Here is a 20,123-nt window from a genome sequence, read left to right on the forward strand (position 1 = left end):
GGATGCAAAGAACATCTCACTCTTTCTTAAATAGACTTTTCTGAGCTTTTTGTACAGTTGAGGGAACGAAACGAAGTCGCTTAATGTCACTGATACGAATGATTCGGGTCACGTTTTTTGAAAAATTTTTGACGATAATTTGTTGGCGATTAGCATCGTGTTTAACAATATCACCCGTAAAACTTGTCTCAGCAAGTATGACATGAACAGCCGTCTTTTTCTGGATGGCTTGTTCAATCATAGCAGTGAGGGAGTTGTCCTCGATTTGAGGATGATCATCATTCCCATTGAGAAAACTATGTAGTTTATCTAGAACTAGTTGGAATGCCTGTCTCATAGAATCCTCCCTTCTTATATATCCACATTATATAAAATTTTCTTAAAAACCACAAGATTTTTACGAATAGACTATAGAAAGCATATCACATAAAGGAGTTAAAATGGCAGAATTTACATTTGAAATCGAAGAACACTTACTCACCTTGTCTGAAAATGACAAAGGATGGACAAAAGAACTAAATCGCGTTAGCTTTAATGGTGCCCCTGCAAAGTTTGACATTCGCGCTTGGAGCCCAGACCATACCAAAATGGGCAAAGGAATCACGCTTTCCAATGAAGAATTTCAGGTAATGGTCGATGCCTTTAAAGGGCAACAATAAAAAGAATCTTGAGTGCAACTCAAGATTCTTTTTTTAGGACACAATATAGTCACACAGAGAAGTTTTAGACAATTGAATAAAAGTCTCTCTAAACTCTTCAGGTGGTGTTGGATCATCTTTACGAATCCAGACTTCAATGAAAGAGATTGCCATGGTCGTAATGATATAAGCGATGTCCTCTTTATTAAAATTATATTTCAGTTGGTAATTGACATTCTTTAGTACCCACTCTGAGTATATTCCACGCAGAAATTCCTTCCAACATGGGTCGACTTGTGTGGTATACAAGGTGCTAATAACTTCCCTTTTTTCGTATATGAGAGGAAGTATATGGTCTGCTAAAAAGCTGATAGGATCTCCATCATTGCTAGGGCAGTACTTATTAAAGACGTTAAAAATGTGCTGATTGGTCTCTTCGTGAATGTATTCGATAATATCTTCAAAGTTGTTAAAATGCTTTTGATAAATCGCTTGTCGTGAAATACCAGCTTCAGCAGCAATTTCAGTCATTGTAAAGGAACTACGCTGAGGATTTTTCTTAGCTAGTGTGATGAGAGCTCTAATGATTAGCTCACGAGTATTCTTTGCCATAGAATTACCTTTCTACTTATAATTATTTACAGTTATTTTTGAATGAAGAAAAATCAGAATGTTCAAGTTAATATAAACAATCAATGAACATTAAATTTTCTGAATCTTTTAGGTAGCTCTATTGTATCACAAATAATTTATAAAATATAGCTCAATCATTGAAAATGCGTTTTCTGAAAAGTATACAATTGCTAAGCATCCAAAATCAATGGAAGCTTATTTGGTTTGAATCAATTAGAATACTTTTCTACTTTGCATATTGTGAATAGCTATAATTTGAAGAATAAAACGATTAATATTCATACTGGTATAAGAATAGTCAAGTAGCTAAATAGTGTACAGTTGATTCTTAGAAAGGAAATAGTCCAGAACACTTGTTCTGGACTATTTTTTATCTTGAAAAATAAGCGATGCTTTTCAATCTTTCGAGTAAGGGACGACCAATGAAACTAATGGCAATGATCTTACCTAGGTCAGGGAGGATAAAGGGAAGGACACCAACTGCAAGTGCCTTATCGAATGGCATCCCAGCAAGGAAGTGGAGGCTGAGAATACCTCCGACAAAGACGAGGGAGTCACCCAAGAGGTTGGCTAGGAAAATGCGAATATAGCCACTATTTTGATGGATGAGATAAGATGTAAGTCCAGCATAGACAAGGTCGAACCAAAGATAGCCTGCACTTGGACCAACTAAAACGTGAAATCCAGCTCCTCCCCCTGCAAAAACAGGTAAACCAATGGCACCTAGTAGGAGATAGAGAGCAACAGATAGGACCGCTTCTCTGGGTCTAAAAACAGTAGCAATCAGACCGATTGCGAAGTTTTGTAGAGTGAAGGGGACAGGACCGATAGGGAGACTGATTTGTGCCAAAACGGCAATAAGAGCAGCACCGATAGCAGGGATAGCATAGATATGAGCTTTTTTCAAAACTGTTAACCTCTTTTCAAAATTATAGTAACTATTATACTAATTCAGGAGGAAAAGTCAACCTATTTTTTTCAACGAGGTAACAATTTTGTAACAGCCGATTTTGTATGTTAAAAGAGACCTCTTGAGGTCTCTTTCGATAATTAGCGCATAGTCACAAATTCTTCAGAAGCAGTTGGGTGGATAGCTACTGTAGCGTCAAAGTCTGCCTTGGTTGCTCCCATCTTGATGGCAACAGCGAATCCTTGAATCATCTCATCCACTCCGTAACCTAGTCCATGAAGGCCAACAACTTTTTCGTCAGCACCGGCGGTGATGAGTTTGAAGCAAGATTCTTGACGATGGTTTGTAACGGCAGAGTACATAGATGCAAAGCTTGACTTGTAGACTTTAATGTGCTCTTGGCCGTATTCTTTGATAGCTTGATCTTCAGTCAATCCCACAGTTCCGATTGCTGGGTGGGAGAAGACAACAGTAGGGATAGTTGTGTAGTCCATCTTAGCACCTGTTTTCCCATTGAAGAGGCGTTCAGATAGGGTACGTCCTGCCTTGATGGCTACTGGGGTCAGTTCTTTCTCACCAGTAACATCTCCAAGAGCATAGATGCCATCTACAACTGTATTTTGGTATTCATCTACTTGGATAAATCCACGTTGGTTGAGTGTAACGCCAGCCTTTTCTAACTCCAACCCATCTACATTTGGACGGCGACCGGTAGCCCAGATAACTTGGCTCGCAGTGTGACTAGAACCATCTTCGAAATGAATGGTAATACCTTGCTCCGTTTCTTCGAGCTTGACGGGTACTTTATGGGTGTGCAAAGGTAGACCTGTTTTTTCCATTTCATTGACAAGTCCTTCAACGATGTAACTGTCAAAACCACGCAAGGGACGATCACGACGGACAAACAAATCTGTTTTTACTCCTAGTGCGTGGAGAACACCAGCTAGCTCAACAGCGATATAGCCAGCTCCAAGAATCGCAACGGAGTCAGGAAGTTGTTCCCAAGCAAAGACATCGTCTGAGCTGCCACCGAGTTCAGCTCCAGGAATAGTTGGAATGCTTGGTCGAGCACCAGTCGCAATCACGATATGCTTGGCACGAATCAATTCACCATTAACACTGACTGTGTGGGAATCAACAAAATGAGCACATCCCTCAATCAAATCAACACCATTGCGCTTGAAACTTCCATCATAAGACGAGCGGGAACGATCGATGTAGGCTTCACGATTTTGACGAAGTTTTGCAAAATCAAATTGAACATTTGAACTCGTAAACCCGTAGTCAGGACCGTAGTGGTGGAAGCTTTCAGCGATTTGGGCTCCATACCACATAATTTTCTTAGGAACACAGCCAACGTTGACACAAGTTCCACCTAATTTTTTCTCTTCGATAACAGCTGCTTTAGCGCCGTGTTCACCAGCTCGGTTCATAGTGGCGATACCGCCACTTCCTCCACCGATGGCGATGATATCATATTCTCTCATAGAAAACTCCTTATAGCTTTGATAGTCATATTCTATCGTTTTTGCTTTTTGAATGCAAAAATCTGCTACGTTTAAAAAAATTACAAAAACACTTGCCATTTTTTCAAAGATAGTGTATTATATATCTAGTACAATAATCCAAAAACAAATACCGAATGAAATATTTCTCCTGAACTGTCATTGTTTCTCTCTGAACGATCATTGTTTGGGTCTAGTATTTTTGATATAATGGTTTTTGTAAGCTTAAAGTGAAAAAGGAGATTAACTATGAAAAGAACAAAAAAGGCAAAAAAATGGCAATTATACACAGCGATTGGTGTTGCCAGTGCTATTGTTATCGGTGCTGCGGGGATTTTGATTTTTAGACAACCTTCCCAGTCAGCAATCAAGGAGGAAACATCTCATATCGTTACTGCTAAGGAAGGTTCTGTTGCTTCATCGGTTCTCTTGTCAGGTACGGTTACAGCAAAAAATGAACAATACGTTTATTTTGATGCTAGTAAGGGAGATTTAGATGAAATTCTCGTTTCAGTCGGGGACAAGGTCGAAGAAGGGCAAGCGTTGGTCAAATACAGCAGTGCAGATGCTCAAGCTGCCTATGATGCAGCCGATCGTGCAGTTGCAAAGGCAGACCGTCATATCGAGGAGTTAAACAAAGCTCGTGAAAATGCATCAGCTGTACCGGCTTCCCCACAGATTCCAACAGAAGCAGGACTCCCAGAACAAGCGCAAGCAGGGACTTCTTCAGTATCTTCTATTGATTCTCAAATCAGTGATGCCAAGGATAACCGTGCAGATGCTGTGGCTCAGCTTAACAAGGCTCAAGCACAGCTAGATGCCGCAACTGTCCTGAGTACACTAGAAGGGACTGTAGTTGAAGTTAATCGTAATGTTTCCAAATCGCCAACAGGTAATAGCCAAGTGGTAGTACATGTCGTAAGTAATGAAAACTTGCAGGTCAAAGGGGAGTTGTCTGAATACAACCTTGCTAACCTTTCTGTAGGCCAAGAAGTTACCTTTACTTCGAAGGTTTACCAAGATAAGAGCTGGACAGGAAAAATCAGCTATATTTCTGATTATCCTAAAAACAATGGAGAAGCAGCAAATGCAGCCCTTGGAGGGAATACTGGATCTAAGTACCCTTATACTGTTGATGTGACTAGCGATATCGGTGAGTTGAAACAAGGCTTCTCAGTCAGTGTTGAAGTCAAAAACAAGAGTAAGGCCATCCTTGTTCCTTTGACAAGTGTTGTTACCGAAAATGACAAAAACTATGTCTGGGTCGTTGACGACCAGAAAAAAGCGAAGAAGGTAGAAGTTACTTTGGGGAATGCGGACGCAGACAACCAAGAAATTACTTCAGGTGTGACAGACGGAGCCAAGGTCATCAGTAATCCAACATCTTCCTTGGAAGAAGGAAAAGAGGTGAAGGCTGATGAAAAAACTAATTAGTCTCAAAAATATCTGCAGGAGTTATCGAAATGGTGACCAAGAACTGCAGGTCCTTAAAAATATCAATCTAGAAGTTCATGAAGGTGAGTTTGTTGCCATTATGGGACCATCTGGTTCTGGTAAGTCTACCTTGATGAATACCATCGGAATGTTGGATACACCAACTAGTGGAGAGTACTACCTTGAAGGACAAGAAGTGGCAGGTCTTGGAGAGAAACAACTGGCCAAGGTCCGCAATCAGCAAATCGGCTTTGTCTTTCAGCAGTTCTTTCTCTTGTCCAAGCTTAATGCTCTTCAAAACGTCGAATTGCCCTTGATTTACGCGGGTGTTTCGGCTTCAAAACGTCGGAAATTGGCTGAGGAGTTTCTGGAAAAGGTTGAGCTGACGGAGCGCAGTCATCATTTGCCGTCTGAGTTATCAGGTGGTCAAAAGCAACGTGTAGCGATTGCGCGTGCCTTGGTAAATAATCCCTCTATCATCCTAGCGGACGAACCCACAGGAGCCTTGGATACCAAGACAGGAAATCAAATCATGCAGCTGTTGGTGGAGTTAAACAAGGAAGGGAAAACCATTATCATGGTCACGCACGAGCCTGAGATTGCTGCTTATGCCAAACGCCAAATTGTCATTCGTGATGGGGTCATCTCGTCTGACAGCGCTCAGGTGGAAAAGGAGGAAAACTAAGATGCAGAATCTGAAATTTGCCTTTTCATCCATCATGGCCCACAAGATGCGTTCCTTCCTCACCATGATTGGGATTATCATCGGAGTTTCGTCTGTCGTTGTCATCATGGCTCTGGGAGACTCCATGTCTCGTCAGGTCAATAAAAACATGACCAAATCACAGAAGGATATCCATGTCTTTTTCTCTCCTATTAAAAGCAAGGACGGTTCCTTTACGCAGAAACAATCCGCTTTGACAGTCAGTGGGAAAGAAGAGGATGTTCATGTTGAACCACCAAAACCACTAGAATCCTGGGTCAAGGAGGCTGCTAAACTTAAAGGAGTAGACAGCTACTATGTCACCAACTCGACCAACGTCACCCTATCTTATAAGGATAAGAAAGTTGAACGAGCGACTCTGACAGGCGGAAATAGCACCTACATGAACGCAGTTGAAAATGAAATCGTTGCGGGTAGAAGTCTAAGACCGCAAGACTACAAGGAATTTGCCAGTGTGATTTTGCTGGACGAAGAACTAGCCAAGAGTTTGTTTGATAGTCCAGAAGCTGCGGTTAATCAAGTCATCTCTGTCAATGAATTTAGTTACCGTGTGATTGGCGTTTATACTAGCAATGAAGCTAAAACTGCTAAAGCCTTTGGGATTGGTGGTCTTCCAATTACGACTAATATCTCCCTCGCAGCCAATTTTAATACTGATGAAATCTCGAACATCGTCTTTCGTGTCAATGATACTAGTCTAACGCAGACCTTGGGACCAGAGTTGGCTCGAAAATTGACTGAGATTGCTGGTCTTCAGCAAGGGGAGTACCAAGTTGCGGATGCAACTGCCGCCTTCCAAGAGGTACAACAACTATTTGGTTTTATGACCACCATTATCAGTGCCATCGCAGGAATTTCTCTCTTTGTCGGAGGAACTGGTGTTATGAATATCATGCTGGTTTCGGTGACGGAACGCACGCGTGAGATTGGTCTGCGGAAAGCTCTCGGAGCTACTCGGGCTAATATCTTGGTACAGTTTTTGATTGAATCCATGATCTTAACCTTGCTAGGTGGTGTCATCGGTCTTGGGATTGCTGCTGGAATGACCATGTTAGCTGGAGTACTGCTTCAAAACATGATTGCAGGTATTGAAGTTGGGGTTTCCCTCCCAATCGCTCTCTTTAGCTTGGCTGTGTCAGCCAGTGTTGGGATGATTTTTGGAGTCTTGCCAGCCAATAAAGCGTCTAAGCTCGATCCAATCGAAGCCCTTCGTTATGAATAAGATATAGAACAGAAAAAACAAGATGGACAGTTGTCTGTCTTGTTTTTGTATGGATTTTCCTATCGAAAATCACTAAAAATATGATATAATGAAGTGTTAGAAAAACAGGTTTCATTTGCCTGGAAAGGAAAAATTATGTCTGAAAAGAATTTTTATATTACAACACCGATATACTATCCATCTGGTAAACTTCATATCGGTTCTGCCTACACAACCATCGCTTGTGATGTCCTAGCGCGTTATAAACGTCTCATGGGCTACGATGTCTTTTATTTGACAGGTCTTGACGAGCATGGTCAGAAGATCCAGCAAAAAGCTGAAGAAGCTGGCATCACACCTCAAGCCTATGTTGATGGGATGGCGATTGGCGTCAAAGAACTCTGGAAATTACTTGATATCTCATATGATAAATTTATCCGTACCACTGATGACTACCATGAAAAAGTTGTAGCCCAGGTCTTTGAACGCTTGCTTGCTCAAGATGATATTTACTTGGGTGAATACTCTGGCTGGTATTCAGTTTCAGATGAAGAATTCTTTACAGAAAGTCAGCTTGCGGAAGTTTTCCGTGATGAAGCTGGAAATGTAACGGGCGGTATCGCTCCATCAGGTCACGAAGTGGAGTGGGTTTCAGAAGAGTCTTATTTCCTTCGCCTCAGCAAATACCAAGACCGTTTGGTTGAATTTTTCAAATCGCACCCTGATTTCATCACTCCAGATGGTCGTCTCAACGAAATGTTACGTAATTTCATTGAGCCAGGTTTGGAAGACTTAGCGGTTTCTCGTACAACCTTTACATGGGGAGTACCAGTTCCATCAAATCCAAAACACATTGTCTATGTTTGGATTGACGCTCTCCTTAACTATGCGACAGCTCTTGGTTATGGTCAAGACGATCATACTAACTTTGACAAGTTCTGGAACGGAACAGTCTTCCACATGGTCGGAAAAGATATTCTCCGTTTCCACTCCATCTACTGGCCAATCCTTCTTATGATGTTGGATGTTAAATTGCCAGACCGCTTGATTGCTCACGGTTGGTTTGTCATGAAAGACGGCAAGATGTCTAAGTCTAAAGGGAACGTTGTCTATCCTGAAATGTTGATAGAGCGTTTTGGGCTGGATCCACTTCGTTACTACCTCATGCGTAGTCTTCCAGTTGGTTCAGACGGAACCTTCACTCCTGAGGACTATGTAGGTCGTATCAACTATGAATTGGCAAATGACCTCGGAAACCTCGTTAACCGTACGGTTTCTATGATCAACAAGTATTTCGATGGTCAAATCCCTGCCTATGTAGAGGGTGTAACAGAGTTTGATAATGCTCTTGCTGAGGTTGCAGAACAATCAATCGCAGACTACCATACACACATGGAAGCAGTTGACTACCCACGTGCTTTAGAAGCAGTCTGGACACTTATCTCTCGTACTAACAAATACATCGATGAGACAGCCCCATGGGTCTTGGCTAAGGATGAAGCCCTTCGCGACCAATTGGCAAGTGTCATGAGCCACTTGGCAGCTAGCCTTCGTGTTGTAGCTCACTTGATTGAACCATTTATGATGGAAACCAGTCGTGCAGTCTTGACTCAACTTGGTCTCGCAGAAGTTTCTAGCCTAGAAAACTTGAGCTTGGCTGATTTCCCTGAGGGTGTGACTGTTGTTGCCAAAGGAACACCAATCTTCCCACGCTTGGATATGGAAGAAGAAATCGCCTATATCAAGGAACAAATGGAAGGCAACAAGCCTGCTGTCGAGAAAGAATGGAATCCAGGTGAAGTTGAACTCAAACTCAACAAGGATGAAATCAAGTTTGAAGACTTTGATAAGGTTGAAATCCGTGTCGCAGAAGTCAAAGAAGTTTCTAAAGTGGAAGGTTCTGATAAGTTGCTCCAATTCCGCCTAGATGCTGGTGATGGTCAAGATCGTCAAATCCTCTCAGGAATTGCCAAATACTATCCAAACGAACAAGAATTGGTCGGCAAGAAGGTCCAAATCGTTGCCAACCTCAAACCACGCAAGATGATGAAAAAATATGTCAGCCAAGGGATGATTCTCTCAGCTGAACATGATGGCAAATTAACTCTTCTCACAGTTGATCCAGCTGTACCAAACGGAAGTGTGATTGGATAAAATCTATAGATAAAAACAGTTTTCTATTTTTCGTATAGAAAAACTGTTTTTTTACTAAAATAAATAATATTTTGGAGATTGGGAATGAAGAAAAATGCTATTCTTTATTTAGGAGTTGTTTTACTACTTGCTATTTTTCTTTTGTTTTCTTTATTTATAAATCGTAAAGAAAGTAAACATCAAGAAGTGCAATCAACTACTACTGAAGTCATAAAATCAGATTTTGAGGATATTTCAGGTGATTATATTTCTTCTACAGGTGAGAAAGCTACTGTTGCTAAAAATAATCAAAATTGGAGAATCTCATATAATACAGACGAAGGTAATGTATTTGGAGACTTTTCTACGGATTGGAAGAAAGATGGCAACAATAGGTCTTCTGTTACAGAATTTAATAAATCAGATGGAAATAAGGATTTTAAAATCTCTATTTTAGTTAATAATGTAGATGATTCATCTAACATTTTAACGGTAATTACCTTATCAGACGGAAATAAGAATCATGAAATGGTATTTGCTAGTAGGACTGATTATTTTAAAAATAGTAAGGATAATATTCTTCAAGGAGATTTAAGCGCTTTTGAAGGGACATATTCTAATGACTATTTAGAAAAAGCAATAGCGGAATCAAACTTCACTTTGTATGGGTACAGTCCTGAAGATTATTTTGAAGATAAAACTTCAGTCTTCCCCAAAATATCCAAACAAGAGGGAAATTGGCTGTTTTGGAGTGGTTCTACACATGCTCAATTCAAGCTAGATAAAAGTAAAAAACCGAAGAAAAATAATGGTTATTATGAAGTCTATTTTGTAGGGGATAATAAAAATGCAATTATTGGGCAAGAATTAGTGCTAACATTTATTCCTGCTAATGAAACTGGACCAGATAATGAGAAAATTCAAGAAAATAGAATTCTTTATGGAAAAAGTTATCTTAGACCATATAAAGTGGGTTGGTGGGAAATATACCAAAAAAATACAATTTCAGAAGTAGACTTAGATATTGAAGCGATTGAAAATGGAGATATTTCAACACTTGTTGGAAAATGGAGGAATGGTCGCGGTAAGGAATTGATAATTAATTCTGATGGAACAACTGGGGATGGAAATAGTATTGAAGTAATAAAAGATTCATCTAAGAAGAGCAGTGTTCCATATGTTAGTTTACAAAGTGGTCATACGAGTGCTGCTATTGGATTGTTTAAAATAGGTTTTAAAAATCCAATGGGTGATCAATCAGATAGCTCACGGCCGCGATTAATTATTACTCAATCAGCTGGAAATTATGATGAAGATTTTTATTATTATAGAGTAGAGGCAAGTGTTTCTCATTAGTAGGTGAAATGTTCAGTAATCAGATAGCATTTGGGCTTTTTTTCGAGTTTAATAGTTTTATGAAATACTTATTCTGATGTACCCCTCTCAGCTGAACATGATGGACAATTAACCCTTCTCACAGTTGATCCAGCTGTACCAAACGGAAGTGTGATTGGCTAATAGCAAAAAACCAACGTTAGGCACGTTGGTTTTTCTTGTTATTTATGAGATTTTCTAAGAAGTGGTCCATCTCCTTTTGCGACTTGAGGACAATTACTTTCTCAGGGTAGGTTTCTTGAACCCGTTGATAGCGTTCTTTAGCATTCTTTGTCCGCCCATCCCAGAGAATCCATCTGACAAAGTCCCAGTCAAAGCGTTCAGGACAGCCTGCTGCCATACTTTCTCTGACTTTACCTCGGTATGTGAGATACCGTTTAAAGGCTCGAAAGAGACAAGTCCATGGGGAAAAGTTGAGAAAGATGATTTGGTCAGCTTCCAGCATTCTTTCTTCATAGCAACACCAAGAGTAGTTGCCGTCGATGACCCAAGCTTCGTGCTTTGTGAGAAAGTTTTTCATCTCGGTCAACATCCATTCGCGGTCACTGTCTTGCCAACCAGGTTGAAATTGAAGTGTATCCATATGCAGTTTGGGGATGGAGTAGTAGTTTGACAACTTTTCAGCTAGAGTTGACTTGCCAGCTCCAGAATATCCTATGATTGCGATTTTCATTTTCTACCTTTTCTGATTAGAGGACAAAAAAACAGCCTCTATGGACTGTTTCTTATTTAGCAAGTTTAGCTGAAAGACGAGCTTTATCGCGGCTTGCTTTGTTTTTATGAATCAAACCTTTAGTTTCTGCTTTGTCGATAGCTGAGCTAGCAGCACGGAAAAGTTCTTCAGAAGGGTTTGCTTCGAAAGCTTTGATAGCAGTACGCATAGCTGATTTTTGAGCTGAGTTTTTTTCGTTTTGTTTAACGTTCAATTCAGCGCGTTTGATAGCTGATTTAATGTTTGCCAATGTTCTTACCTCCATATTTACTAACTATACCATTATATATGAAAACTTAGGTTTTGACAAGGGGAAATTATTTTTTTAGGTAAATTTCATCGATTTCATGGTTTTTAGTCTTGTGGAGAATGACCTCGGCGCGATTCCTTGTTGGTTCGATATAGTTTTGTAGATTTGTGAGATTAATGCTGGTCCAAACCTGGTGAGCAAAGGCTTCAACTTCTCCAATTGGCATTTGAGTAAAACGGTGGTAGTAGCTGTTGGAATCATTTTGGGCAAAGCTGAGCAGCTTTAAGAAACGATCCAGATACCAGCTTTCAATGTCCTCGACAGCAGCATCCACATAGATGGAGAAATCAAAGAAATCAGTAATGTAAAGGCGCTCATTTTGAGGGTTTTGAAAGACATTGATGCCTTCGACAATGACAAAATCAGCAGCTTTGACACGTTGTTTCTCTCCAGGAACGATGTCATACACTTCATGAGAATAGACAGGAATATCGACATCTTGCCCATTCTTTAGGCGGTCAAGAAAATTCAGCAAGGTTTCCATATCATAACTTTCAGGAAAACCTTTGCGATTTAAGATATCTTGGTCCATCAAGGTTTGATTGGGATAGAGAAAACCGTCAGTTGTCACCAATTCTACAGTAGCATCCGGGAGAGTACGTGATAAAAGAATCTGAAGTAAGCGACTAGTAGTTGATTTTCCCACAGCAACACTACCAGAAACCCCAATGATAAAAGGCTGAGATTTACTTTCGCGTTGGAGAAAAATTCCTTTTGAAAAGGCCAAATCATCCTTGGTGCGCTTGTAAATATGGATAAGATGAACTAGGGGAAGATAGACATCTGTTACGTCCTGTAGACTAATCTGGTCATTGAAACTCTTGATGGATTCTAACTCTTCCTCTGTCAAGGGAGGGGTTGTTTTGCGATGCAATGATTGCCAAGTCTGGCGACTGATTTTTTCAAAATGTAAAAATTCGTTGGTCATTTGTTTTCCCCTAGATATTTTGTTTATCATACCATAAAAAGCTAAAAAGATAAAGCGGTTTCTTGATGGTAGTAAGTCAATATCGTATAATAGAGGTAGATGGAGGTTGAATAATTTAATAATGAGATAGGGAATGGTTTCTGAAGACTTATCAGTTATTGAAAGTGGGCTTTTTGGTTCACAACTTATAGGAGGTGTGTCATGAAAATCTTAAAACGTTATATATTGGAACTCTGTTTTATTTTAAGTTTTGCCTTACCTTTTATAAAAGGAGTCAATGCGGATAATGGTAGACGCTTTGTGGAAATCTATTACGGTTTTACTTTTTTGATGGAACATGCTATTGTAACAGTTGTCTTTATCTGTTCGCTCTTGATTGCTTGGCTAGTAAAAAAGCAGTGGACGAAATGGCTTGCTGCTGGTAGTTATCTATTTTTGATTTTGTGGATTGCTACAGAAGGATATCTATTCCGTATGTCACTAGAAGATTTGATACGACTTTGGACAAGTTTGGAAATCTTGACACAAACTTATCAGTTGGGTTTTTATCTAAACATCATATTGGGAATCTTGTTGATAATAAAGTATTTTAAGGTTAAGAAATAGTAATAAAAATGCGCTTGATTACAGGCGATCTGTTTTTCCTGACTATGATAATTTGTAGTTCCCGATAGATTGTAATGTATTTCTAATAATTGAAAGAGATTGAAGAAAAGGTTTTTTGACTAGGATTCTTCAGTCTTTTTCATTTGATCATCACTTTGTAAACGATTTACAATTCAAGCTAAATTATGGTAAAATAGTTTTATGAGTAAAATGTATTATGCAGAAAATCCTGATGCTGCACACGACATTCATGAGTTGAGAGTGGAGTTGTTGGGAAAAAACATGACCTTTTTGACGGATGCGGGTGTTTTTAGCAAGAAAATGGTTGACTTTGGGAGTCAGCTCTTGCTCAAGTGTCTAGAGGTAAATGAAGGAGAGACGGTCCTTGATGTAGGTTGTGGTTATGGGCCATTGGGTTTGTCGTTAGCCAAGGCTTATGGAGCTCAGGTAACCATGGTCGATATCAATAATCGCGCTCTAGACTTAGCGCGTCAAAATGCTGAGCGTAATAAAGTAGAAGCAACGATTTTCCAATCCAATATCTATGAACATGTTGAAGGAAAGTTTGACCATGTTATTTCCAATCCGCCGATTCGAGCGGGCAAGCAAGTTGTTCATGAGATTATCGAAAAGAGCAGAGATTTCTTGAAAGACGGAGGAGATTTAACCATCGTCATTCAGAAAAAACAAGGAGCTCCAAGTGCTAGAAATAAGATGGAAGACGTTTTTGGAAATTGTGAAATCGTAAAGAAAGATAAGGGATACTATATCCTTAGAAGTGTGAAAGAATGAGAGCAGTTGATTTAATCCAAAAGAAACGAGATGGTCAAGAACTGACTTCAAATGAAATCAAATGGCTGGTAGAAGGCTATGTGGCTGGAACTGTTCCAGACTATCAAATGTCTGCTTTTGCTATGGCTGTTTATTTTAAAGGAATGACCACACGTGAGATTTCTGATCTGACGATGAATATGGTCAAGACAGGTCAGGAGTTTGATTTGTCAGCTATTGAGGGGGTTAAAGTTGATAAGCATTCGACTGGTGGTGTAGGTGATAAGGTGACCTTAATCTTGGCTCCTCTTGTTGCGAGTTTCGGCGTGCCTGTTGCTAAGATGAGTGGTCGAGGTCTCGGCCATACTGGTGGAACAATTGATAAATTGGAGTCTATTAAGGGATATCAAGTTGAGCGAAGTCAAGAAGATTTCATTCGTCAGGTACAGGACATTGGTGTATCTGTCATTGGGCAGTCCAATCAACTGGTTAAAGCAGACAAACTTCTCTATGCCCTCCGTGATGTGACAGCAACTGTCGACACGATTCCTTTGATTGCTAGTTCTGTTATGAGCAAGAAAATTGCTGCAGGAGCGGATGCCATTTTGCTAGACGTAACGGTCGGTGAGGGTGCCTTCATGAAGACGGTTGATGAGGCGCGCGAATTAGCTCAAACCATGGTGGATCTTGGTAAGGCTGTTGGTCGAAAAACAGTAGCAGTCATTACCGATATGAGTCAGCCCTTGGGAAGAGCCATTGGCAATCGTCTCGAAATCCTTGAGGCATTGGAGATTTTACAAGGGAAAGGCCGAGAAGATATTAGTCACTTTATCTGCGAGCTAGCTCAGATTATGCTTGGCTTGGCTGATATTGAGAAAACGATCGAGGAAATCCGTCAACACCTGGAAAATGGCCAAGCACTGGCTAAGTTTGAAGAAATGGTAGCAGCACAAGGTGGCGATTTAGAAGATCTCTATCGCCCAGTCAAAGTTGCCCATGTGCTGGAAATTCCAGCTCAAGATACAGGTGTTATTTCAGCCCTTCCAGCTATGGAATTTGGGCTCTATGTCATGAGACTAGGAGCTGGTCGTGCAGTCAAGTCTGATGACTTGGACTATGAAACAGGGATTGTTTTTGAAAAGAAAGTTGGAGACTCCGTTCAAAAAGGAGAAATTGTTGCAAAAGTTTATACAAATGGAAAAATTTCTTCTGAACTAGTTACAGAATTTCAAAAATATGTTAAAATAAATGATGGAGTGCAAAGTTTACGAGAAATTATAGAAATTATCTCATAAAACTAGGGAGAATCCGAATATGAAATTAAATAAATATATCGATCATACGCTTTTAAAGCAAGATGCAAGCCAAGAACAAATTGATCGTTTGCTATCTGAAGCGCGTGAGTATGACTTTGCCAGCGTTTGTGTTAATCCTACATGGGTTAAACATGCGAAAACAGGGCTTGAAGGCTCAGATGTAAAGGTTTGTACAGTAGTAGGTTTTCCTTTGGGAGCAACAACTTCAGCTGTGAAAGCTTTTGAAACAAAAGAAGCTGTCCAAAACGGTGCAGATGAGATTGATATGGTTATCAATGTTGGTGCCCTCAAATCAGGCAATCTGGATTTAGTTGAATCGGACATCCGTGCTGTCGTAGAAGCAAGTGGTGACAAGTTGGTGAAGGTCATTATTGAAGCTTGCTTGTTGACAGACGATGAAAAGGTTGTGGCCTGCCAATTATCCCAGAAAGCAGGCGCTGACTTTGTCAAAACATCAACTGGATTTTCAACTGGTGGTGCCACTATTGAGGATGTTCAGTTGATGCGTAAAACAGTCGGACCAGATATGGGAGTTAAGGCGGCTGGTGGAGCTCGTTCATATGCAGATGCTGTCGCTTTTGTGGAAGCAGGCGCTACCCGTATCGGAACATCTGCTGGTGTAACAATCTTAAAAGGAGAATTAGCAGATGGCGACTACTGAGTTGATTGAACTAGCAATTGAAACCAGCAAACAAGCCTATGTCCCCTATTCTCACTTTCCTATCGGAGCTGTTTTAGTAGCCAAGGATGGTAGTATTTATACGGGTGTAAACATCGAGAATGCTAGCTATCCCTTGACTAATTGTGGAGAGCGTACTGCTATTTTTAAAGCAGTTTCGGAAGGGCAACGGGAGTTTTCAGAGTTGATTGTCTACGGACAAACTGAAAAACCCATCTCGCCATGTGGTGCTTGTCGCCAGGTCATGGTTGAATTTTTTGAACAAGATCTAAAAGTGACTTTAGTCGCTAAAGATAAATCGACGGTCGAGATGACGGTCGGGGAGTTACTTCCATACTCATTTACAGACTTAAATTAGTCTGGGCCACTCTTATAGTGGCTGTGGTCTGTGTGACCAAACAATCCATACTTGCAACATCGTTGCACATCTTATTTAGGAGGTTCAGTAATGAACAAGAAACAATGGCTAGGCCTTGGTCTAGTTGCAGTAGCAGCAGTTGGACTTGCTGCATGTGGTAACCGCTCTTCTCGTAACGCAGCTTCATCTTCATCAGAAATGAAGACCAAAGCAGCAATCGTAACAGATACTGGTGGTGTTGATGATAAATCATTTAACCAATCAGCTTGGGAAGGTTTGCAAGACTGGGGTAAAGAACACAATCTTTCTAAAGATAAAGGTTATACTTACTTCCAATCAACAAGCGAAGCAGACTATGCTAACAACTTGCAACAAGCGGCTGGAAGTTACAACCTGATCTTCGGTGTTGGTTTTGCCCTTCACAATGCAGTTGAGGAAGCAGCAAAAGACCACTCTGACCTAAACTATGTCTTGATTGATGATGTGATTGAAGGTCAAAAGAATGTTGCGAGCGTAAGATTTGCAGATAATGAAGCAGCTTACCTTGCTGGTGTTGCAGCAGCGAAAACTACGAAAACAAAACAAGTTGGTTTTGTAGGTGGTATTGAATCTGAAGTTATTTCACGTTTTGCAGCTGGATTCAAAGCTGGTGTTGAATCAGTAGACCCATCTATCAAAGTCCAAGTTGACTATGCTGGTTCATTTGGTGATGCTGCCAAAGGTAAAACAATTGCAGCAGCTCAATATGCTGCCGGTGCAGACGTTGTCTACCAAGCAGCTGGTGGTACAGGTGCTGGTGTCTTTGCTGAAGCAAAATCATTGAACGAAAACAAAAATGAAAACGAAAAAGTTTGGGTTATCGGTGTAGACCGTGACCAAGCAGCAGAAGGTAAATACACTTCTAAAGATGGTAAAGAATCTAACTTCGTTCTTGTATCTACATTGAAACAAGTTGGTACAACTGTAAAAGATATTGCCAACAAAACAGAAAAAGGTGAATTCCCTGGTGGACAAGTGATTGTTTACTCATTGAAAGATAAAGGGGTTGAGCTAGCAGTAACAAACCTTTCAGAAGAAGGTAAAAAAGCTGTTGAAGATGCAAAAGCTAAAATCCTTGACGGAAGCGTAAAAGTTCCTGAAAAATAATGGATAAAAGTCATTTCTTAGGAAGCGGCCATTGGTCGCTTCTTTAAGAATTGAGGCAATTTTTGTCTCAATAGAGCTTGTTAATGTGATTAGCAGGTTTTATTGAAATAAAATAAACCTCTGAAAGGAAGAGCATATGGCACACGAAAATGTCATTGAGATGCGGGATATTACCAAGGTGTTTGGTGAATTTGTAGCAAACGACAAAATCAACTTGCAACTGCGAAAAGGTGAAATCCATGCACTTTTAGGAGAAAATGGAGCGGGTAAATCCACTCTGATGAATATGCTGGCAGGACTTCTTGAACCAACGAGCGGTGAAATTGTGGTGAATGGTCAAGTTGTAAAACTAGACTCACCATCTAAAGCCGCTGGTCTTGGAATTGGGATGGTTCACCAACATTTTATGTTGGTTGAGGCTTTTACAGTAGCTGAGAATATCATTTTAGGGAGTGAAATCACTAAAAATGGTGTTCTAGATATAGCTGGTGCTACTAAAGAAATCAAGGCTCTTTCTGAACGTTATGGTTTGGCAGTAGATCCAGCTGCTAAGGTGGCGGATATTTCCGTTGGTGCCCAACAACGTGTAGAGATCTTGAAAACACTCTATCGTGGTGCTGATATCCTTATCTTTGACGAACCTACAGCCGTATTGACTCCTTCAGAGATTGATGAGTTGATGGCAATCATGAAAAACCTTGTCAAAGAAGGGAAGTCCATTATTTTGATTACCCATAAACTGGATGAGATTCGTGCGGTATCGAATCGAGTGACGGTTATCCGTCGTGGGAAATCAATCCAGACAGTTGAAATCGCAGGGGCAACAAATGCGGACTTGGCAGAAATGATGGTTGGACGCTCAGTCTCCTTTAAAACGGAAAAACAAGCACCACAACCCAAAGAAGTGGTCTTGTCTATCAAAGACTTGGTTGTCAATGAAAACCGCGGTGTACCAGCTGTGAAGAATCTTTCTTTGGATGTTCGTGCTGGTGAAATTGTTGGTATTGCAGGTATTGATGGCAATGGTCAGTCTGAACTCATTCAAGCCATTACTGGTCTTCGTAAGGTTGAGTCAGGTAGCGTTGAATTAAAAGGCAAATCAATCGTGGGGATGCATCCTCGACAAATTACAGAACTAAGCGTGGGGCACGTTCCTGAGGACCGTCACCGTGATGGCTTGATTTTGGAGATGATGATTTCAGAAAATATCGCTCTTCAAACCTACTACAAAGAACCACTCAGCAAAAATGGCATCTTGAACTATGCCAATATCACTTCACATGCCAAGAAATTGATGGAAGAATTTGACGTCCGTGCGGCAAGCGAATTTGTTCCAGCGGCAGCTCTTTCAGGAGGAAATCAACAAAAAGCGATTATCGCTCGTGAGATTGATCGAGATCCTGATCTCCTTATCGTCAGCCAGCCAACTCGTGGTTTGGATGTCGGTGCCATTGAATATATCCACAAACGTTTGATTGAAGAGCGTGATAATGGGAAGGCTGTCCTTGTTGTCAGCTTTGAATTGGATGAGATTTTAAATGTCTCAGACCGAATTGCTGTTATTCACGATGGTAAAATTCAAGGTATTGTATCGCCAGAAACAACTAACAAACAAGAACTTGGTGTCTTGATGGCAGGTGGAAACTTGGGAAAGGAGAAGAGTGATGTCTAAAAAATTACAACAAATTTCGGTTCCCTTGATTTCCGTATTCTTAGGAATCCTGCTCGGAGCCATTGTCATGTGGATCTTCGGATATGATGCTATCTGGGGCTATGAGGAGTTGTTCTATACAGCTTTTGGTAGCCTCCGTGGGATTGGAGAAATTTTCCGTGCCATGGGTCCTCTTGTCTTGATAGGTCTTGGTTTCGCTGTTGCCAGTCGTGCAGGTTTCTTTAACGTCGGGCTTCCTGGTCAGGCTTTGGCAGGCTGGATTCTCAGTGGTTGGTTTGCCTTGTCAAATCCAGATATGCCTCGTCTTGTTTTGATTCCATTAACAGTGATCATTGCTTTGATCGCAGGTGGAATTGTTGGTGCGATTCCAGGTATCCTAAGAGCTTATCTTGGTACGTCAGAGGTTATCGTGACCATCATGATGAACTACATTGTATTGTATGTGGGAAACGCCTTTATTCATGCCTTTCCTAAAGATATTATGCAAAGTACAGACTCAACGATTCGTGTTAGTGCCAATGCTACATACCAGACACCATGGTTATCAGAGTTGACTGGAAATTCTCGTATGAATATCGGAATCTTCTTTGCAATCATTGCTGTTTGTGTGATTTGGTTCTTGCTCAAGAAAACGACTCTCGGTTTTGAAATTCGCGCAGTTGGTCTCAATCCCCATGCTTCAGAGTACGCTGGTATTTCAGCAAAACGTACAATCATTCTATCAATGATTATCTCTGGTGCCTTGGCTGGTCTTGGTGGAGCGGTCGAAGGTCTTGGAACTTTCCAAAACGTTTACGTTCAGGGCTCATCATTAGCTATCGGATTTAACGGGATGGCGGTTAGTTTGCTTGCTGGAAATTCACCAATTGGGATTCTCTTTGCAGCCTTCTTATTTGGAGTTTTGCAAGTAGGAGCACCAGGTATGAACGCAGCACAAGTTCCGTCTGAGCTTGTCAGCATTGTAACAGCGTCTATTATCTTCTTTGTCAGCGTTCACTACATTATCGAACGCTTTGTCAAACCTAAAAAACAAGTTAAAGGAGGTAAGTAAG

At 40.7% G+C, this 20,123-nt stretch carries 21 protein-coding genes; 14 read left to right on the forward strand and 7 right to left on the reverse strand.

The annotated features are described in order from the left end of the window. Positions 1-16: 16 nt before the first annotated feature. A complete protein-coding gene (locus tag ACT17O_RS04200) occupies positions 17-337 on the reverse strand; it encodes a hypothetical protein (protein WP_001248071.1) in 321 nt (106 codons plus the stop codon). A 103-nt stretch (positions 338-440) separates the two neighbouring features. Between ACT17O_RS04200 and ACT17O_RS04205 the strand changes: the two genes are divergently transcribed. Further along, a complete protein-coding gene (locus tag ACT17O_RS04205; protein ID WP_000807417.1) occupies positions 441-659 on the forward strand; it encodes a YdbC family protein in 219 nt (72 codons plus the stop codon). 33 nt (positions 660-692) lie between these two features. Here ACT17O_RS04205 and ACT17O_RS04210 read toward each other — a convergent pair whose 3' ends face one another. The 3 genes from ACT17O_RS04210 to gor form a co-directional block, all read right to left on the reverse strand. Then, positions 693-1,250: a TetR/AcrR family transcriptional regulator gene (locus tag ACT17O_RS04210; protein WP_444817803.1), complete on the reverse strand. Its 558-nt coding sequence runs from the start codon at positions 1,248-1,250 to the stop codon at positions 693-695. 391 nt (positions 1,251-1,641) lie between these two features. Then, on the reverse strand, positions 1,642-2,178 hold the full coding sequence (locus tag ACT17O_RS04215; protein WP_084878461.1) for a biotin transporter BioY: 537 nt from the start codon (positions 2,176-2,178) through the stop codon (positions 1,642-1,644). Positions 2,179-2,321: 143 nt separating this feature from the next. Then, on the reverse strand, positions 2,322-3,668 hold the full coding sequence (gor, locus tag ACT17O_RS04220) for a glutathione-disulfide reductase (protein WP_444817804.1): 1,347 nt from the start codon (positions 3,666-3,668) through the stop codon (positions 2,322-2,324). 267 nt (positions 3,669-3,935) lie between these two features. Here gor and ACT17O_RS04225 point away from each other — a divergent pair, with 267 nt between their 5' ends. The 5 genes from ACT17O_RS04225 (at position 3,936) to ACT17O_RS04245 (ending at position 10,534) form a co-directional block, all read left to right on the forward strand. Beyond that, positions 3,936-5,120 (forward strand): efflux RND transporter periplasmic adaptor subunit, encoded by a 1,185-nt coding sequence (locus tag ACT17O_RS04225; protein WP_444817805.1) that lies wholly within the window; start codon positions 3,936-3,938, stop codon positions 5,118-5,120. Beyond that, positions 5,104-5,805 carry an ABC transporter ATP-binding protein gene (locus ACT17O_RS04230; protein WP_000733788.1) on the forward strand — a complete coding sequence of 234 codons (702 nt, stop codon included), beginning with the start codon at positions 5,104-5,106 and terminating at the stop codon, positions 5,803-5,805. The genes ACT17O_RS04225 and ACT17O_RS04230 overlap by 17 nt, the downstream gene beginning before the upstream one ends. 1 nt (position 5,806) lies before the next feature. Further along, positions 5,807-7,066, forward strand: a complete 1,260-nt coding sequence (locus ACT17O_RS04235; RefSeq protein ID WP_007519837.1) for an ABC transporter permease — start codon at positions 5,807-5,809, stop codon at positions 7,064-7,066. A 135-nt stretch (positions 7,067-7,201) separates the two neighbouring features. After that, positions 7,202-9,199, forward strand: a complete 1,998-nt coding sequence (gene metG / locus ACT17O_RS04240) for a methionine--tRNA ligase (protein WP_444817806.1) — start codon at positions 7,202-7,204, stop codon at positions 9,197-9,199. A gap of 84 nt (positions 9,200-9,283) precedes the next feature. Next, the gene (locus ACT17O_RS04245; protein ID WP_070567568.1) at positions 9,284-10,534 is read left to right on the forward strand and encodes a DUF6287 domain-containing protein; all 1,251 of its coding nucleotides are present in this window, start codon (positions 9,284-9,286) and stop codon (positions 10,532-10,534) included. Between the two features lie 178 nt (positions 10,535-10,712). Here ACT17O_RS04245 and ACT17O_RS04250 read toward each other — a convergent pair whose 3' ends face one another. The 3 genes from ACT17O_RS04250 to coaA form a co-directional block, all read right to left on the reverse strand. Beyond that, positions 10,713-11,246 carry a DNA topology modulation protein gene (locus ACT17O_RS04250; protein ID WP_070567566.1) on the reverse strand — a complete coding sequence of 178 codons (534 nt, stop codon included), beginning with the start codon at positions 11,244-11,246 and terminating at the stop codon, positions 10,713-10,715. A gap of 52 nt (positions 11,247-11,298) precedes the next feature. Further along, positions 11,299-11,535 (reverse strand): 30S ribosomal protein S20, encoded by a 237-nt coding sequence (rpsT, locus tag ACT17O_RS04255; protein WP_001274000.1) that lies wholly within the window; start codon positions 11,533-11,535, stop codon positions 11,299-11,301. Positions 11,536-11,602: 67 nt separating this feature from the next. Beyond that, positions 11,603-12,523 (reverse strand): type I pantothenate kinase, encoded by a 921-nt coding sequence (gene coaA, locus ACT17O_RS04260; RefSeq protein WP_061420797.1) that lies wholly within the window; start codon positions 12,521-12,523, stop codon positions 11,603-11,605. Positions 12,524-12,724: 201 nt separating this feature from the next. Between coaA and ACT17O_RS04265 the strand changes: the two genes are divergently transcribed. The 8 genes from ACT17O_RS04265 (at position 12,725) to ACT17O_RS04300 (ending at position 20,122) form a co-directional block, all read left to right on the forward strand. Continuing rightward, positions 12,725-13,129, forward strand: coding sequence for a hypothetical protein (locus tag ACT17O_RS04265; RefSeq protein ID WP_070567564.1), 405 nt, complete (start codon positions 12,725-12,727; stop codon positions 13,127-13,129). 201 nt (positions 13,130-13,330) lie between these two features. Beyond that, positions 13,331-13,921 carry a class I SAM-dependent methyltransferase gene (locus ACT17O_RS04270; protein WP_080978836.1) on the forward strand — a complete coding sequence of 197 codons (591 nt, stop codon included), beginning with the start codon at positions 13,331-13,333 and terminating at the stop codon, positions 13,919-13,921. Continuing rightward, positions 13,918-15,195: a pyrimidine-nucleoside phosphorylase gene (locus tag ACT17O_RS04275; protein ID WP_247924195.1), complete on the forward strand. Its 1,278-nt coding sequence runs from the start codon at positions 13,918-13,920 to the stop codon at positions 15,193-15,195. The genes ACT17O_RS04270 and ACT17O_RS04275 overlap by 4 nt, the downstream gene beginning before the upstream one ends. A 19-nt stretch (positions 15,196-15,214) precedes the next feature. Next, positions 15,215-15,877, forward strand: coding sequence for a deoxyribose-phosphate aldolase (gene deoC / locus ACT17O_RS04280; protein ID WP_042769003.1), 663 nt, complete (start codon positions 15,215-15,217; stop codon positions 15,875-15,877). Next, on the forward strand, positions 15,864-16,253 hold the full coding sequence (locus tag ACT17O_RS04285) for a cytidine deaminase (RefSeq protein WP_000246111.1): 390 nt from the start codon (positions 15,864-15,866) through the stop codon (positions 16,251-16,253). The genes deoC and ACT17O_RS04285 overlap by 14 nt, the downstream gene beginning before the upstream one ends. A gap of 90 nt (positions 16,254-16,343) precedes the next feature. Next, the gene (locus tag ACT17O_RS04290) at positions 16,344-17,399 is read left to right on the forward strand and encodes a BMP family lipoprotein (protein WP_001036150.1); all 1,056 of its coding nucleotides are present in this window, start codon (positions 16,344-16,346) and stop codon (positions 17,397-17,399) included. Between the two features lie 136 nt (positions 17,400-17,535). Further along, positions 17,536-19,071 carry an ABC transporter ATP-binding protein gene (locus ACT17O_RS04295; protein ID WP_000929834.1) on the forward strand — a complete coding sequence of 512 codons (1,536 nt, stop codon included), beginning with the start codon at positions 17,536-17,538 and terminating at the stop codon, positions 19,069-19,071. Continuing rightward, positions 19,064-20,122, forward strand: coding sequence for an ABC transporter permease (locus ACT17O_RS04300; protein ID WP_000038682.1), 1,059 nt, complete (start codon positions 19,064-19,066; stop codon positions 20,120-20,122). Before ACT17O_RS04295 ends, ACT17O_RS04300 begins: the two co-directional genes overlap by 8 nt. The last annotated feature ends 1 nt before the right edge of the window (position 20,123 follow it).

This window comes from Streptococcus sp. HJ1, from assembly GCF_052399005.1.
Classification (GTDB): Bacteria; Bacillota; Bacilli; order Lactobacillales; family Streptococcaceae; genus Streptococcus.